Source organism: Nonomuraea aurantiaca (assembly GCF_020215705.1).
In the GTDB taxonomy this organism is placed as follows: Bacteria; Actinomycetota; Actinomycetes; order Streptosporangiales; family Streptosporangiaceae; genus Nonomuraea; species Nonomuraea aurantiaca.
Genome location: NZ_JAIWNB010000007.1, coordinates 88,905 through 102,999 on the forward strand (window position 1 = coordinate 88,905; position 14,095 = coordinate 102,999).

The following is a 14,095-nucleotide window of genomic DNA, read 5'->3' on the forward strand; positions in this document are numbered from 1 at the left end:
TCACCTTGCCCTGGCCCCCTGTTCGGTCTGCATGTTCTTCCCCCGGTACAACACGCGAAGCACGTACATGAAGCCTCCGAGCACGGCGACCGTTGCCACACCGGCCCGAGGCGACCATGCGTTGAACTGCAGCATGGCTTGGGCGAGGAGAACGTTAAGCACGAGACTTGCCGCAGCTCCTACTGATACTGCGGCAAGCGGGTCACGATCACGCAACAGTCCTACGACTGCGGCTCCTGGCACCACCAGAAGGAAAAGAGAGATGAGGAGCGGGCGCAGCGGTGTCTGGATGTCGAACAGCGCGATCACCGCTCCCGCGATGCAGGCGAGCGCGAGGAGCCACGTCAGCGCCCTGCGGTGCTTGAGCATCTACTGTCTTCTCTCCTGGGGCCTAGCTGGGTAAAGGCGCGATTGATCGCATTTCATGGGACCAATGCACCCCTGGACACGTCAATGCCGACGCTTGGCGACGCGCTCCGGTTTACCGGCAGGCAAATATTCTTCGTGTGTTTTTGAACACACGGTCATGCTCCGGCCTCCGTTGCGGTCCCCAAACCACAAGGATGCCCTACTTGCGGCGAGATCTTCGAGCTATGGTCCGTTATATCCCCACTTGTCACGTAAGTGTACTCCTGGCCCAGCGGTCACTGGCGTGGGGACGGCCATTTGACGGCCGGTGGTCAGAAATTTCTATGCCATATCAGGGGGAATGTCATCCCGGGCGCGGATACCGGAAGCTTGTCCCACGTCAGGATGGGTCCGCCTGGACGTTGTCCACGGACGTGCTCTGCGTCGGCCTGGGCGTCTCGCTCGGCTCGGGCCCGCTCGTCGGCTGGTCCGTGGGGGGCTCCGGGGTCTGCTCCGTGCCGCCCTGCCACGACAGCGAGCATCTCGCGCCGCCACCGTTGGACCTGAAGGACACCGAGCCGCTGCCACCGGTGCCGGGGTCGTCGACCGTCACCCAGATCGCCATCGAGCCGCCCGCCTTGATCGACCCGCTCGCGGGGAACACCTCCAGCCCCGCCGACGCGGTCGCGCTCCACGCGACGCCGGCGTTGCGCGCGGTCAGCCCGATCTTCGTGGCGTCCTCGACACCGTCCGGGCAGGAGACGGCGAACCGCGCGCCGCGCACGGTCTGCCGTCGGGTGGCCGTCGGGGCGGCCGCGGGCCTGGTGGTCGCGGTGGTGGCGGGTCTCGTGCTCGGCTGGCCGCTGCGGGACGAGGTGGGGGACGGATCGGGTGTGGGCGTGGTGTCGTCCGCCAGCGTGGGCTCCGGGGTGGTGCCGGTCAGGTCGTCAGGAGAGCCGTTCGCGTCGTCAGGAGAGTCGGAGGGGGCGGCTGAGGGCGCGGGGGCCACGCGCAGCGCGGTCTTGGCGGGGTCCCCGCCGTTCATCGCGACCATGGCGCCGGTCGCCGCGAGCACCGCCGCGCCGGCCAGCAGCACCGGTCCGAGGCAGCGCGACCTGCGGCGGCGCGAGCGCCGCTCGGCCGCCACCGGAAATCCCGTGCGGTCGAAGCTGTCGCCCCGGTCGGTGATCAGCGTCCGGGTCTGGTCCCGCTCCGGGTTGACACAGGTGTCGACCACCCTGCGGCGCAGCGAAATGGGGGGATAGGCCACCGGCACCATGTCGAGCAGCCGGGCGGCCGCCACCTGCCGGTGCCGCCCCTCGGTACACACCTCGCACCCTGAGATGTGTCCCGACAGCCGCCGCCGCAGCAGCGGGGTGAGCGGCCCTTCCCACGAGTCCAGCATCGCCGACAGATCAGGACAGTGCGCCCGTCCGGTCCTGGCCAGGATCACGGCGGCGGCGGCGTTCTCCAGATGGTCGCGGGCCCGGCCGAGCCGGGTGGCGGCCTGGCGAGAGGTCAGCCCGAGCACCGCCCCGGCCTCGGCCGGCGTGAGTCCGTGACGCAGCGACAGCTCCAGGACCTCGCGCTCGTTCCTGCGCAGCTCTCCGAGCGCCTCGTGCACCAACGCGGCGAGCTCGGGATCCTCCGGCTCGTCGAAGACCGGCAACGGCACGCTGTCGGTCTTGCCCGAGCCGCTCCGATGGGCGAGCCGGGCGGCGGCCTGGAACCTGGTCAGGGCGTACAACCAGGCTCTCAGCCGGCCGGTCTCCTTCAGTCGCGAGACGCACCCGTGCGCGGTGACAAGCGCGTCATGTACGGAATCGGCCGCGGCGTCGCGCTCCCCGGTAAGAGAGCACGCGTAGTCGTGCAACCGCTCGGCATAAGCGTCATAGAGCTTGGCCGCGCCTTCGACGGCACCCATCCGAAGCGCGTCGACCACCTGCTGATCGTCACCGCGGTCAACAGCCGGCCATCCAGACACGTTTCCTCCCCGCTGGTCGAAGGCGGAAGCCCTCACGGCGGGTAGGACGCCTCCCCGCTCGGGCGGGGTTACCACAGCGCGTCAGTTCATGCCTAACTAGCATGAGCTGGGAAAACAGTGTCAGATGTGACTAATGGGGTCAGCAACCTCTAATAGGTCAGCCATCGCAGCGTGGCGAGCAGAGGCGGCGCTGCATGCCCTGGAGGAAGAAGTCGCGTACCTGCAGCACGTTCTTGGCGATGTAAGCCTCGCCACCGGTCGCCTGCGCGAGCGCGTCCATCTGCTGCTTGCCCTTGGGAGCGTCCGGGCCGAAGGCGATGAGCAGGATGCTGACCGGGCGCTTGGGGTTATACGTCTTCTTGAGATAGTTCAGGATCTGCTGGTTGTTGAGCCCGCCGTCCGGATCGTCGTTGCCGGCGCCGTCGGTGAGGATCACGATCGTGTTGATCTTGTCTTCCTGGTACGACTTCGTCATCTCCGCGTAAGCGGCCTTGAGCGTGTCGTTCAGCCCCGTGTCGCCCGTGGCCTTGGCCTGGGCGGCCCCCAGCTGCCTGCTCAGCGCGTCCTTGCGGAGCACGCCGTTGACGCTCTCGCTGAGCGGCCCGACCGAGACCACCTCGCGCCAGTCCTTGCCCTGTCCGTCGAGGTGGGTGGAGAACGCCCACACCCCGATCTCCGCGTCGGCGGGGAACAGCCCGAGCCCCTCGACGGCGATCTTGCCGATGGCCTGCATGCGGGTCATCTTCGTACCGGGGACGGGCAGCGCCATCGTGCCGGAGACGTCGAGCAGGGTGAGCAGGCGGGTGCCCAGGTTCAACCGGGACCAGGTCTGCGCCATGCTCACCACCGTCTTGTCGTCCGGGGCGGGCAGCGCCGCGGGCTTGGCCGGGGTGAAGCCCTTGTCCTTGGACAGGACGTCGCCGGCCTTGCCGTCGGGCGTACGGAAGCCCTGCTCGCGCAGCGTCCGATGGGCCGACTCGGTGCCGAGCTCCTGCTGGAAGGCCGCGGCGGCCTTCTGCGTCGCCGCGTCCTTGGTGACGATCACGAGCGGGTAGTCGAGGCTGAGCGTGCCTTCGGCCGGGTAGAGCGGCACCACCGGGCTGTCAGGCTTTTTCGTGTTGTGGAGGTAGATGGTCTGCTCGGACGTGACGCCGATCGGGACCTTGCTCCCGGACTTCACGGTCAGGCTGGCCAGCAGCGCGGTCGGGTCGGCGACGAGCTGGCCCGACAGCTCCTTGAGCGCGCCCACCAGCGCCTTGCTCTGACCGGCCTGCTGGGCCGAGCCGGCGGCGGCCAGCAGCGCGGCCATCCCGGCCGAGTTCTTCTGCGGGTCGAGGGCCAGTACGCGGACCTTCTTGCCGGGTCCGTCCGGATTGGCGACGTTCGCCGCCGCGATGACGCCCGCCCAGCTCGGCTGGAGGCTGCTGGCCAGCTTGGCCGCCGCGGCCTTGGCCGCCACCAGCACGACCGGCGAGGTGGCGATCGAGCCGGTGGACTCCGGCAGGGCGGCGCCCGCGGCCTGGCCGCGGAGCCTGGACACGACGAGGCTGGAGTCGGCCACCCACAGATCGGCGTTGATCTTGCCGGCGGCCAGCGCGTTCGCGGTCCGCGCTGCGGCCTCCTTGGCCACCGTCACCTCGACGCAGCGGCTGTCGATCGAGTGCATGGCCTTGTTGTAGTTGCCGGCGATCTTGTTGAGCGCGGGCTGGATGTCCGGGCTCGCGACGACGCGCAGCGGCAACTTGCCGTTCGAGCAGTCATGGTCGCGGTTGAAGATGACGAACGCCGCGACGCCCAGCAGCACAGCGAGTGCGACCGCCCCGGCGAGCGGGACGAACACCTTGCCGCGGCCACCACCGTTCCCACGCTTACGGGGAGCCGGTTCCTGAGCCTGGTAGCCGCCGTCGAGCTCGTCTGTGCGGTGTCGCCCCACGATGTCCTCTTCGGTGTGTCGGGACCTTTCGGAGACCCTAGCGGGAGATGCTCCGCAATACTTCCGGAACGATACTCGGTGCGCTTACTGTGGCAAAACAGCCCGTTTGGTGCGACGATTACCTGGTGTGACGGTCAATGGCAGCATGAGTGACCGCGCCAGGCCCGAGTTCCCTCCCTCGTGGCGACCGCCGCCAGAGCCACCGCCACCACCGGATCGACCCACCACCAGCCGAGCGTGTTCAGCCACAATCCCGTCAGAACGCCCGCGGCCATCGCGGCGCAGATGAGGTTCTGGGTGCCTTCCCCCAAGGTCGCGGGGGACCCGAGCCGCCGGCCGAGCCGCCGCTTGACCAACCCCAGCGCCGGCATGCTGGCCAGGCTGACCGCGGTCACCACGATGCCGAGCACGGTCGGCACGGCCCGGTGGCCGGCATCGAGATCGTGGGCGACGTGGATGACCAGATAGGGCGCCAGCAACCAGAAGCTCACCGCGACCGCCCGCCCCGCCCGGCGCTCCGCGCTCGGCGACAGCGTGCGCGAGCCGGTGAACCGCCACACCACGATCAGGCTCGCCGCCGCCTCCACCAGAGCCGACAGACCCCAGCCGATCAGCGCCACCGAATGGGCCCCCAGGCCCGCGGCCAGGCCGAGCGTGCTCTCCACCGCCAGCCACACGAGAGTGAGCACCGAAAGGGAGCGAGCCACGCGCGCAGCGCGGAGCCAGTCGGCTGACGCGGCCGGATGAGCGTGAACTCGCTGTTCAGGCACCTTGAACCCCCGAATCCCGACTCCGGCCGTCGACAGCGATAAGTAAACTACCCATTACTTATAGTGACTTTAGGGTCTGCGGGCAAAGCTTGTTCAAGGTTCGCGAGGTAATCTTCGAAGATCAGCTACGGGGGAGGGGTTGGTGCCGGTGCCGTTCACGCCCAGTCATATCGCGGCGGTGCTTCCCCTGGTGTCGTCGCCGCTGTTCCGCAGGCTGGCCAACCCGTGGGCGCTGGCGATCGGTGCGATGGTCCCCGACCTGCCGATCTTCCTGCCGTTCCTGCCCGACTACACCGACTGGCACTCCTGGCACGGCGTCGTCACCACCGACCTGGCCGCCGTCCTCATCCTGCTGGCCCTGTTCCACCTCTTCTTCCGCGAGCCGCTGATCTCCCTGCTCCCACCCGCCTTCGCGGGCCGCGCCGCGACCCTGCTCCCGCCGCGCCTCCGCGATCTGCCGGCCGTCCTGGCCGGCGCCCTGATCGGCGCCGCCTCCCACGTCCTGTGGGACTCCTTCACCCACACCACCGGCCCCGCCGAGTGGGGCGCGTGGCTGGATGTGTCGGTGTTCGGGGTGATCAGGCTGTTCCGCCTGCTCCAGTACACCTCCTCGGTGGTGGGCCTGGCCATCGTGGTGTGGTGGGCCTGGCGCGGCCTCACCCGGATGGGCGCCGCGACCGTCCCCGACCGGCTGCGGCTCCACATGGGGGTACGACGGGCGGTCCTGGCCCTGTGCATGGCCGGCACCGTCGCGGGTGCCTTCCTGTGGCCCATGGTCGACGAGCCCGTCCCGGAGCTCGGCATGCCCAGCCTCATCACCAAGGTGGGCGCGGGCACGCTCGTGGGCCTCTGCCTGGTGCTCAGCTGCTATGCGGCCGTCTGGCAGGTCATGCGCCTCGTGGCAGTATCTGAAGGTGCCTGACTACGTAACGGACCCCGCCGACCCGCGCTTGACCGACTACACCCGGCTCAGGGACGTGGACCTGCGCAAGAGCCTGGAGGCGGAGCGCGGCCTGTTCGTGGCCGAGGGCGAGAAGGTGATCAGACGCGCGATCGGCGCCGGCTACCCGATCAGATCGGTCCTGACGACCGCGCGCTGGCTGGAACCGCTGGCGGACGTGCTCGGGGACGCGACGGTGTACGTGGTGAGCGACGAGACCATGCTGGGCGTCGCCGGGTTCCAGGTGCACCGGGGAGCGCTGGCGTCGATGGAACGCCTGCCGCTGCCGTCGGTGGAGCAGGTGCTGGCGGGCACCTCACGCATGGTGGTCCTGGAGGACCTCGTGGACCACTCGAACGTCGGCGCGATCTTCAGGTGCGCCGCAGCGCTGGGGGTGGGCGGGATCGTCCTGTCCCCCCGGTGCGCTGATCCGCTGTATCGGCGGTCGGTGAAGGTCTCGATGGGCGCGGTGTTCTCCATCCCGTACGCGCGGATGGACAACTGGTACAACGGGCTGGAGCAGATGCGTGACGCGGGCTATCAGCTGCTCGCGCTGACCCCTGATCAGAGCGCCACGCCGCTGGACGCGGTCAAGATGACGGATCGGGTGGCGCTGCTGCTGGGCTCGGAAGGCGACGGGCTCTCCTCGCGGTGGTCGCAGGAGGCTGACGAGCCCGTGTGCATTCCCATGAGCCCGGCGGCCATGGCGGCCGGCGTGGACTCGCTCAATGTGGTGGCCGCGGCCGCGATAGCCTGCCACGGCCTCATGCGGAGCGGCGCCCGGCTCTAGGGACCGCCCCTCTCGGACGCTCTGACCAGGGCGGACCGAAAGATCGGTATGGCTACCGATGCACATACGTATTTGCACGCCTGATCGCAGCGCTTAGCGTCTGGCGGCAGCAAGGTCAACGGTTCGTCGCTCGACCCGCTCCCTCACCCACCCCCCTTTTCCCGGTCGGTTCCGCGGCCCAGGCGATCCCTGAGGCGGCGTGGTCGGCGTGCGCGCGCACGCCGTGGCGTCCGGGAAACGCCGAAAGGAGCACCACGCGTGAAACGCACTGCCTTAGCCGCCGCGGCTGTGGGACTCGCCACTGCCGCGTCGATGGTCCTCGCCTCCCCCACCGCGTACGCTGCCCCGCCCGGAGCCGGCAAGGAAGACTCCGGCGCGCGAGCGGCGGCCGACCCGGCCTCGCTCGCGGCGGCGGTCGCCGACAAGGCCGTCTCCAGCGGGCTCGACAAGCTGGCCAAGGGGCCAGACGAGGCCTACAGCCGCGTGTCGGTCACCCGCGGCACCAGCGACATGTACTTCGTCGGCTACGAACGCTCCTACAAGGGGCTGCCGGTGGTCGGCGGCGACGCGGTCGTCGTCACCGACTCGGCGGGGCACGTCCGCGACACCGTCGCGGCCGGGCCGAGCGCGCAGGACGTGCGGACCACGGCCGCGATCAGCGCGGAGCGGGCGACGGAGGTGGCGAAGACCCGGCTCTCGCGCGTCGACGACTCCGCCGCCCCGCGCCTGGTGGTGCTCACCTGGAGCGGCACCCCCACGCTGAGCTGGGAGGCCGTCGTCAGCGGCCTGGTCAAGGGCCGGCCGAGCATCCAGCACGTGTTCGTGGACGCCCGGACCGGCAAGATCGCCGACTCCTACGACCTGGTACGTGAGGGCAGCGGCAACGGCTACTACTACGGCCAGGTCACCATCAACACGAGCGGCTCCGGCAGCTCGTACTCGATGACCGACACGACCAGGCCCGGCATCCAGTGCGGCGGGCAGGGCGGCTCCGCCTACACCGGCACCGACGACGCGTGGGGCAACGGCAGCGGCACCAACCTGGAGACCGGCTGCGTCGACGCGCTTTACTCCGTCCAGCGCGAGTGGGACATGCTGCGCGACTGGCTCGGCCGCAACGGCATCAACGGCAGCGGCAGGGGCTTCCCCGCCCGCGTCGGCCTGGCCGACGTCAACGCCTACTGGAACGGCAGCTACACCAACTTCGGCCACAACCAGGCCAACACCCGGCAGGCCACCAACATCGACGTGGTGGCGCACGAGTTCGGGCACGCCATCTTCCAGACCACGCCCGGCGGGGCCGGTTCCGGCAACGAGAACGGCGGCATCAACGAGGGCACCGGTGACATCTTCGGCGCCCTGACCGAGCACTACGCCAACAACCCCAACGACCCGCCGGACTACCTGGTCGGCGAGGAGGTGGACCTCGTCGGCGAGGGGCCGATCCGCAACATGTACAACCCGAGCGCGCTCGGCGACCCGAACTGCTATTCCTCCTCTATCCCCAGCACCGAGGTGCACGCGGCGGCCGGTCCGCTGAACCACTGGTTCTACCTGCTGGCCGAGGGCAACAACCCCGGCGGCGGCAAGCCGACCAGCCCGATCTGCTCCGGTGGTCCGTCGTCGGTGACCGGCGTCGGCGTGCAGAAGGCCGGCCAGATCTACCTGGGCGCCCTGAACCGCAAGACCTCCAGCTGGCGCTACACCAACGCCCGCGCGGCCTCCGTCGCGGCGGCGATCGAGCTGTTCGGCGCCAACAGCGCCGAGTGCAACACCACCAAGGCGGCGTGGAGCGCGGTGAGCGTGGCGGCGCAGTCGGGTGAGCCCGCCTGCGGCACTCCCGGCAACGACTTCTCGCTCTCGCTCAACCCGTCGACCGGCAGCGCGCAGCCCGGCCAGCAGGTGACCACCACGGTCAACACCCAGACCACGTCCGGCAGCGCCCAGACGGTCAACCTGACCGCGTCCGGGCAGCCCAGTGGCGTCACGGCGAGCTTCAGCCCGTCGTCGGTCACCTCGGGCAACTCCGCCACGCTGACCCTGTCGGTCGGCTCCTCGGTGGCGCAGGGCTCGTACCCGATCACCGTCACCGGCGCGGGGTCGGCCACGCACACCGCCGTCTACACCCTCCAGGTCGGCACGGCGACCCGCGACTTCTCGATCTCGGCCAACCCGACGTCCGGCACGGTGCAGGCCGGCTCCTCGGCCACCACCACGATCGGCACCACCACGACGGCCGGCACCGCGCAGGCCGTCAACCTGGCCGCGAGCGGTCTCCCCACGGGCGCCTCGGCCGCCTTCAACCCGGCCTCGGTGACCTCGGGCGGCTCGTCCACCCTGACGATCTCGACCGCGCCGACCACGCCCGCCGGCTCGTACACCGTGACCGTGACCGGCACCGGCGTGACGGCGACGCACACCACGACCTACGCGCTCACGGTGCAGGGCACCTCGGGCGGCAGGACGTTCACCAACGGCACCGACTACACCATCAACGACTTCAGCACCATACAGAGCCCGATCACCTCCACGGCGACGGGTACGGCGGTCTCGCCGGTCAAGCTGTCGGTCACCATCGCGCACACCTGCGCGGAGGATCTCGACATCCGGCTCCGCGGGCCGAACGGTACGTGGTACTCGGTCGACAGTTCCGGCGGCACCAGCTGCACCTCGTACGGCACCAGGACGTACTCGGTCCCGGTGAGCCAGCAGGCGGCGGGCACCTGGGTGCTCGAAGTCACCGACGACTACTTCCTTGACACCGGGCGCCTGGACACCTGGAGCATCACCCTCTGACACACGACACCAAAGCCCTGGCCGGTCATCCGGCCAGGGCTTTGGCTCATGGAGGGAGAGCCACTTCGTTACGAGTGCGGACGCCGAGTTTCTGCAGCACCCGCGCCACATGGGTGTCGACCGTGCGACGCGACAGGAACAGCACTTCGGCGATCTCCCTGTTGGTCCGGCCGAGCGCGACCAGCCTGGCCACCTCGCTCTCCCTGGGCGACAGCACCCCGCCGACCGGCTTCCGCCCCCGGCGCGGCCGGCCGCCCACGCCGATCTCCCGCAGCAGATGGCGGCAGCGCGCCGCGTCGTGGGTGGCGCCGAGCGTGGTGTAGCACTCGTCCGCGTGCGCGAGGATCTCCGCGGCGCCCGCCCGGTCGCCGAGCGCGAGCCGCGCGCCCGCCTCGGCCTCCGCCGCCCGAGCCGCCCCGTACGGCCTGGGCATCGCCTCGTAGGCGGCCCGCGCCCGGCCGTAGTAGCGGGCGGCCTCCTCGAACCGGCCACCCGCTCCGGCCAGCGCGCCGCGCGCCGACTCCAGCGCCGCCTCGGCCGCCGGCGCGGTCGTGCCCTCGACACCCGCCGCGAACTCGGCCACGAGCTCGGCGGCCTGGGCGGGCTGCCCTGCCCTGAGCAGCGCGGTGATGGCCACCGGCACCACCTGCTCGCCCCACACCCACACGCCCTTGCGCCGCAGCCTGGTCACCGCGCTGTCGGCCTCCGACAGCGCCTCGTCCATGGAGTCGCGGGTCAGGTGCAGCTCGACCAGCCCGCCGGAGGCGGCGGCCGCGACGGGGAGGAAGGCCGAGTCCGGCTCGCGCGGGCCGGCCGCCTCCAGGTGCTCGCCGGCCTCCTGCCACTCGCCCCTGGCCAGCGCCAGCATGCCCAGGACCAGCCGGGCGTCCACGCTGAGCAGCGGCGTCTCGGGGGTCATCTCGACCGCCGCGAGCGCCCGCTCCCGCAGGCCGTTCCAGCGTCCGGTCAGCCAGTCGAGCCTGATCGACGACACCTCCACCAGGTAGGCGGGGTACAGGGCGCCGGTCTCCCCGGCGATCCGCCTGCCCTCGCGCGCGAACCGGCCGGCCGGGCCGTAGTGGCCGAGCGCGGTCGCCGCGTCGCACAGGTTGGAGTAGCCGCGCGCGGCCTGCCTGCGTACCGCCGCCGACGGATCGCTCACGGGCAGCGTGTCGGCCAGCGCGAAGGCGTCCGGCGCGCCCACGAGCATGGCGAAGGTGACCTTGTTGACGTACACCGTGGCCGTCAGCTCGGGGTCCTCGTCGGCGACGGTGACGAGGAGGCTCTCGGCCTGGTCCATCCACTTCTTGTGGGTGGCGATCGGCTCGCCGCCCCAGGCGGGCATCGCCAGCAGGGCCAGCCCTCTGGCGGCGATGCCGGGCCGGCCGGACAGGTCGGGGAGCGCGGCGAGGACCTCCTGGCGTCCCGCCGCGATGTCGCCCGCCTGGTTGGCCAGCAGTACGCCCAGGTTCAGCCGGGCCTCGCCGCGGACGTCACCGGTCAGGAAGTCGTCCGACAGCAGGCGGCGGAGCATCCGTACGGCGCGCCGATGGGAGAGCCCGATCGTCGCGAGCCGGCTGAGCTGGAGGGCCAGCGGGCCGCGGGCCTCGCGCGGCAGCTTGGGGTCCGCCAGCATGCCCTCCAGCAGCTCGACCACGAGTGGGACGTCGCCCAGCGCCGCCGCCTGGTCCGCGGCGGCGACGCCGTGCCGGCGCCACGCCTCGTACTCGCCCGCGCGCCTGGCGTGGTAGGCGAGCTGTACGAGCGGCGGCGGGTCCAGCGTGGCCAGCGCCGCCATGGCCCGCCTGTGGGTGAGCTGCCTGTCGGGGCCGGGGATCGCGTCGTAGACGGCCTGCTGGGCGAGCGCGTGGCGGAAGCCGTACTGGCCGTCGGGGTGCTCCAGCAGGACGCCGGCCTTGAGCGCCTCGCGCAGGGCGACCCCGGCGGGCGCGGTGCTGGCGGGGACGGTGACGATCGGCGGTTCGCCGGTGGTGCTGGAGACGGCGGCGATCAGCGGCTCGTCGGCGGGTAGCTTGAGCACGGCGGCGGCGTGCACCGCGCGCAGCGCGGGCGGCGACAGGTCCGCCAGGCGCTCGGCCATCGCCTCGCGGAGCAGCAGCGGCACCGGGATGCGGTCGAGCGCCTCCGGCTCCTCCACGCCGCCGGGGAACTGGCCGTCGCCGTCGAGCAGCGAGCGGACGACCTCCTCGATGAGGAACGGTACGCCGGCGGTCCGTTCGCGCAGCCTGGCGGCGAAGCCCGCCGTCACCTGGGAGCGGCCGAGCAGCGTGCTGGTCAGGGCCCTGACGGCCTCGACGTCCAGCGGCTTGAGCGAGATCACCACGCTGTTGGCGCCCGGCGGATGCCGGTAGGCGTGGCCCAGCGGCAGCCCGGGCACGGGCAGGTCCTCTCGCCGGAAGGTCACCACCAGCGCCAGGCCCTCGGGCGGTTGCCGGGTGAGGAAGCGAAGCAGGTCGCGAGTGCCGTCGTCGGCCCAGTGCAGGTCCTCCACCACCAGGACGACCGGCGCCGCGGCGTCCAGCAGCGCGTGGACCGCGCGGAACAGGCGGTGCCGCTCGGCCCGCGGGTCGTCCACCGGCGGGGGAGGCAGCGAGGGCGGCAGGTGCCCGGCCAGTTCGGGCAGGTAGCCGCGCAGTGCCCCGGTCACCGGGTTGAGCGCCTCGGTGCCGGGCAGGGCGGCGGCGACGTGGCGCAGCGCGTCGAACACCGGTCCGTACGGGAACGGCTCCCTGAGCTGATGGCAGTGGCCGAGCAGCATGGTGCACCCGCCGTCGCGCAGGACGTCGAGGGCCGCCCGTACCAGCCGAGTCTTGCCGATCCCCGCCTCGCCCTCCACCAGGGCCACGGCGGGCGGTCGGGTGATCGCGCCGAGGAGTGCTCGCAATGGCGCTTCGCGTCCGACCATCGCGGGACTGGCGACACTCGTCATCGGCGTCTCCGAGGGTCCGGTTTTGATGCCCGTGCCGGAATACCGTTATCTACTACCAGTCATCTACGGTCAACCCTCGCTTTACTGACATATCATCCTTTAACGCTATAAAGCGGACGGGACGCCGGTGCTCGGCTCGGGGGGTTGTCGGCACGCTGACGAGGCTGTACGCATCGCGGTGGGCCCGAGTCGCTGCTCGCTCTGTTGGCCGAATCTGGCCGAGGCGGCGATCCAAGGATATGTCCCAAGCTTCTGCCGCTGTCCCGGGCTGTTCAGGTGGCCGATAAAGGGCGCCGCGTGATTTCAGCGGCAATCAGCATCATGATGTCAGGCGTGGTGTCGCGGCAATCCCCAAGTCTGGGTATGTGGGCGCGGTCGAATCCCTCCTAACTTAAAGGAGTCAGAAGCTCGTCGCCCTAAAAAGGGGAACAGAAATGCCCAGTAAAGGAATCGCCAGGCGCGGGATGCGCAGGCTCGGCAGTGCCCTCATCGCCACGGGGCTGTTGTCGGCCGGCCTGATCGCATCCGCGGCCGGCGCGAGTGCGAGCGCCGGCGCCGCTCGTTCGTTCTTCAGCTTCGAGGTCTTCTTGAGCAACAACACGGGCTGCGACCTGGTGCTCGTCACGGCACGGCTCGACCACGGCGAGTGGAGCAGGCGGCCGCCGGGCCGGATCAGGTCGGGCAGGCTCGTCAGCTGGGAATCCGAGTCGAACGGGGTCGGCACCGGAACCGAAGGAGAGGCCGACTACATCACCGAGAACTGCGATCCGTCGGGCAACAACACCAAGCGGATCCATGCGCACTGGGACAACCCGGCCGTCGGTAGCAATTCCGGCGACGCCGCCGGAACGGACCCCGCCTTCCGTACCAATGTCGTGATCGGCGGCGGTAACCACGCGGGCGGGCAGTTCACCTACTTCCTGCCTGAGTAATCCAGCCGGCAGGCGAACTACCAGCGGATTAACCGAGCGGTGGGCGCGGGGTTCCCCCGCGCCCACCGGCCATCACCGATGAGCAGGAGAGAGTCATGACCAGGAAGACGATCGGCCGCAGGGTTTTCGCCGCCTGTTTCTCGGCGTTGGCGACGACGGTGAGCCTGCCGGCTGTGGCCGGCGCGACCGCGACGACGGCCGTACGGTCGGCGGGCGCTGCGACAGCGGCCGCGCGGCCTGCGGGCGCCGCGATCGGGCGCGTGTCCGTCGACGTCAAGCTGGCGAACGATCGGTCGAGCCTCTGCGACCTCCACCTTGCGCGGATTCGTCTCGACCACGGCCAGTGGGTGTCCACCCCTCCCGACCTGATTCCGAAGGGTGTCACCGGCGTATGGAAATCCGAATCCAATGCGATTTTCGTGGGGACCGACGGGTCGGCCGAATACCTGACCGGCGACTGCCTGGACGGGCGGCTGAACTCACGAACCGTGCGCGTTAACTGGTTCATCTCCTCCTTCGCCGCCACTTCCTATGATGCCGGCGGCACCGATCCGGCCTTCCGGTTCGATATCAACGGCGATTCCGAAGAGCACGCGACTGTGCGGTTCACGCTGCGGGCGGCATAGCTTCAGGCCGGCAAGTTCCCGGCTTA

General features: G+C 70.5%; 10 protein-coding genes. 5 read left to right on the plus strand and 5 right to left on the minus strand.

Annotation, left to right across the window (positions count from 1 at the left end):
- The 4 genes from LDL49_RS18590 to LDL49_RS18605 form a co-directional block, all read right to left on the minus strand.
- A complete protein-coding gene (locus LDL49_RS18590; RefSeq protein WP_225292347.1) occupies positions 1-369 on the minus strand; it encodes a hypothetical protein in 369 nt (122 codons plus the stop codon).
- 379 nt (positions 370-748) lie between these two features.
- The gene (locus LDL49_RS18595) at positions 749-2,290 is read right to left on the minus strand and encodes an RNA polymerase sigma factor (RefSeq protein WP_225292348.1); all 1,542 of its coding nucleotides are present in this window, start codon (positions 2,288-2,290) and stop codon (positions 749-751) included.
- A gap of 199 nt (positions 2,291-2,489) precedes the next feature.
- A complete protein-coding gene (locus LDL49_RS18600) occupies positions 2,490-4,265 on the minus strand; it encodes a substrate-binding domain-containing protein (RefSeq protein WP_225292349.1) in 1,776 nt (591 codons plus the stop codon).
- 134 nt (positions 4,266-4,399) lie between these two features.
- The gene (locus tag LDL49_RS18605; protein ID WP_225292350.1) at positions 4,400-4,972 is read right to left on the minus strand and encodes a cation efflux transmembrane domain-containing protein; all 573 of its coding nucleotides are present in this window, start codon (positions 4,970-4,972) and stop codon (positions 4,400-4,402) included.
- 205 nt (positions 4,973-5,177) lie between these two features.
- On the opposite strand from LDL49_RS18605, the gene LDL49_RS18610 reads away from it, so the two are divergent.
- The 3 genes from LDL49_RS18610 (at position 5,178) to LDL49_RS18620 (ending at position 9,561) form a co-directional block, all read left to right on the plus strand.
- Entirely contained in the window at positions 5,178-5,957 is a 780-nt protein-coding gene (locus tag LDL49_RS18610) for a DUF4184 family protein (protein ID WP_225292351.1), read from the plus strand.
- Positions 5,950-6,765: a TrmH family RNA methyltransferase gene (locus LDL49_RS18615; protein WP_372470376.1), complete on the plus strand. Its 816-nt coding sequence runs from the start codon at positions 5,950-5,952 to the stop codon at positions 6,763-6,765. Before LDL49_RS18610 ends, LDL49_RS18615 begins: the two co-directional genes overlap by 8 nt.
- 258 nt (positions 6,766-7,023) lie before the next feature.
- Positions 7,024-9,561, plus strand: coding sequence for a M4 family metallopeptidase (locus LDL49_RS18620; RefSeq protein ID WP_225292353.1), 2,538 nt, complete (start codon positions 7,024-7,026; stop codon positions 9,559-9,561).
- A 46-nt stretch (positions 9,562-9,607) separates the two neighbouring features.
- Here the strand turns inward: LDL49_RS18620 and LDL49_RS18625 are convergent, their stop codons facing one another.
- Positions 9,608-12,511, minus strand: coding sequence for an ATP-binding protein (locus LDL49_RS18625; protein ID WP_225292354.1), 2,904 nt, complete (start codon positions 12,509-12,511; stop codon positions 9,608-9,610).
- A 434-nt stretch (positions 12,512-12,945) separates the two neighbouring features.
- Here LDL49_RS18625 and LDL49_RS18630 point away from each other — a divergent pair, with 434 nt between their 5' ends.
- Together LDL49_RS18630 and LDL49_RS18635 are read left to right on the plus strand one after the other, a co-directional pair.
- Entirely contained in the window at positions 12,946-13,443 is a 498-nt protein-coding gene (locus LDL49_RS18630) for an aegerolysin family protein (protein ID WP_225292355.1), read from the plus strand.
- A 95-nt stretch (positions 13,444-13,538) separates the two neighbouring features.
- The gene (locus tag LDL49_RS18635) at positions 13,539-14,069 is read left to right on the plus strand and encodes a hypothetical protein (RefSeq protein WP_225292356.1); all 531 of its coding nucleotides are present in this window, start codon (positions 13,539-13,541) and stop codon (positions 14,067-14,069) included.
- Positions 14,070-14,095 lie beyond the last annotated feature (26 nt).

Excerpts from the sequence above, each read along its gene's own strand:
- LDL49_RS18590 (WP_225292347.1), bottom strand. The coding sequence starts at position 369 with ATGCTCAAGCACCGCAGGGCGCTGACGTGGCTCCTCGCGCTCGCCTGC.
- LDL49_RS18625 (WP_225292354.1), bottom strand. The coding sequence starts at position 12,511 with ATGACGAGTGTCGCCAGTCCCGCGATGGTCGGACGCGAAGCGCCATTG.
- LDL49_RS18630 (WP_225292355.1), top strand. The coding sequence starts at position 12,946 with ATGCCCAGTAAAGGAATCGCCAGGCGCGGGATGCGCAGGCTCGGCAGT.
- LDL49_RS18635 (WP_225292356.1), top strand. The coding sequence starts at position 13,539 with ATGACCAGGAAGACGATCGGCCGCAGGGTTTTCGCCGCCTGTTTCTCG.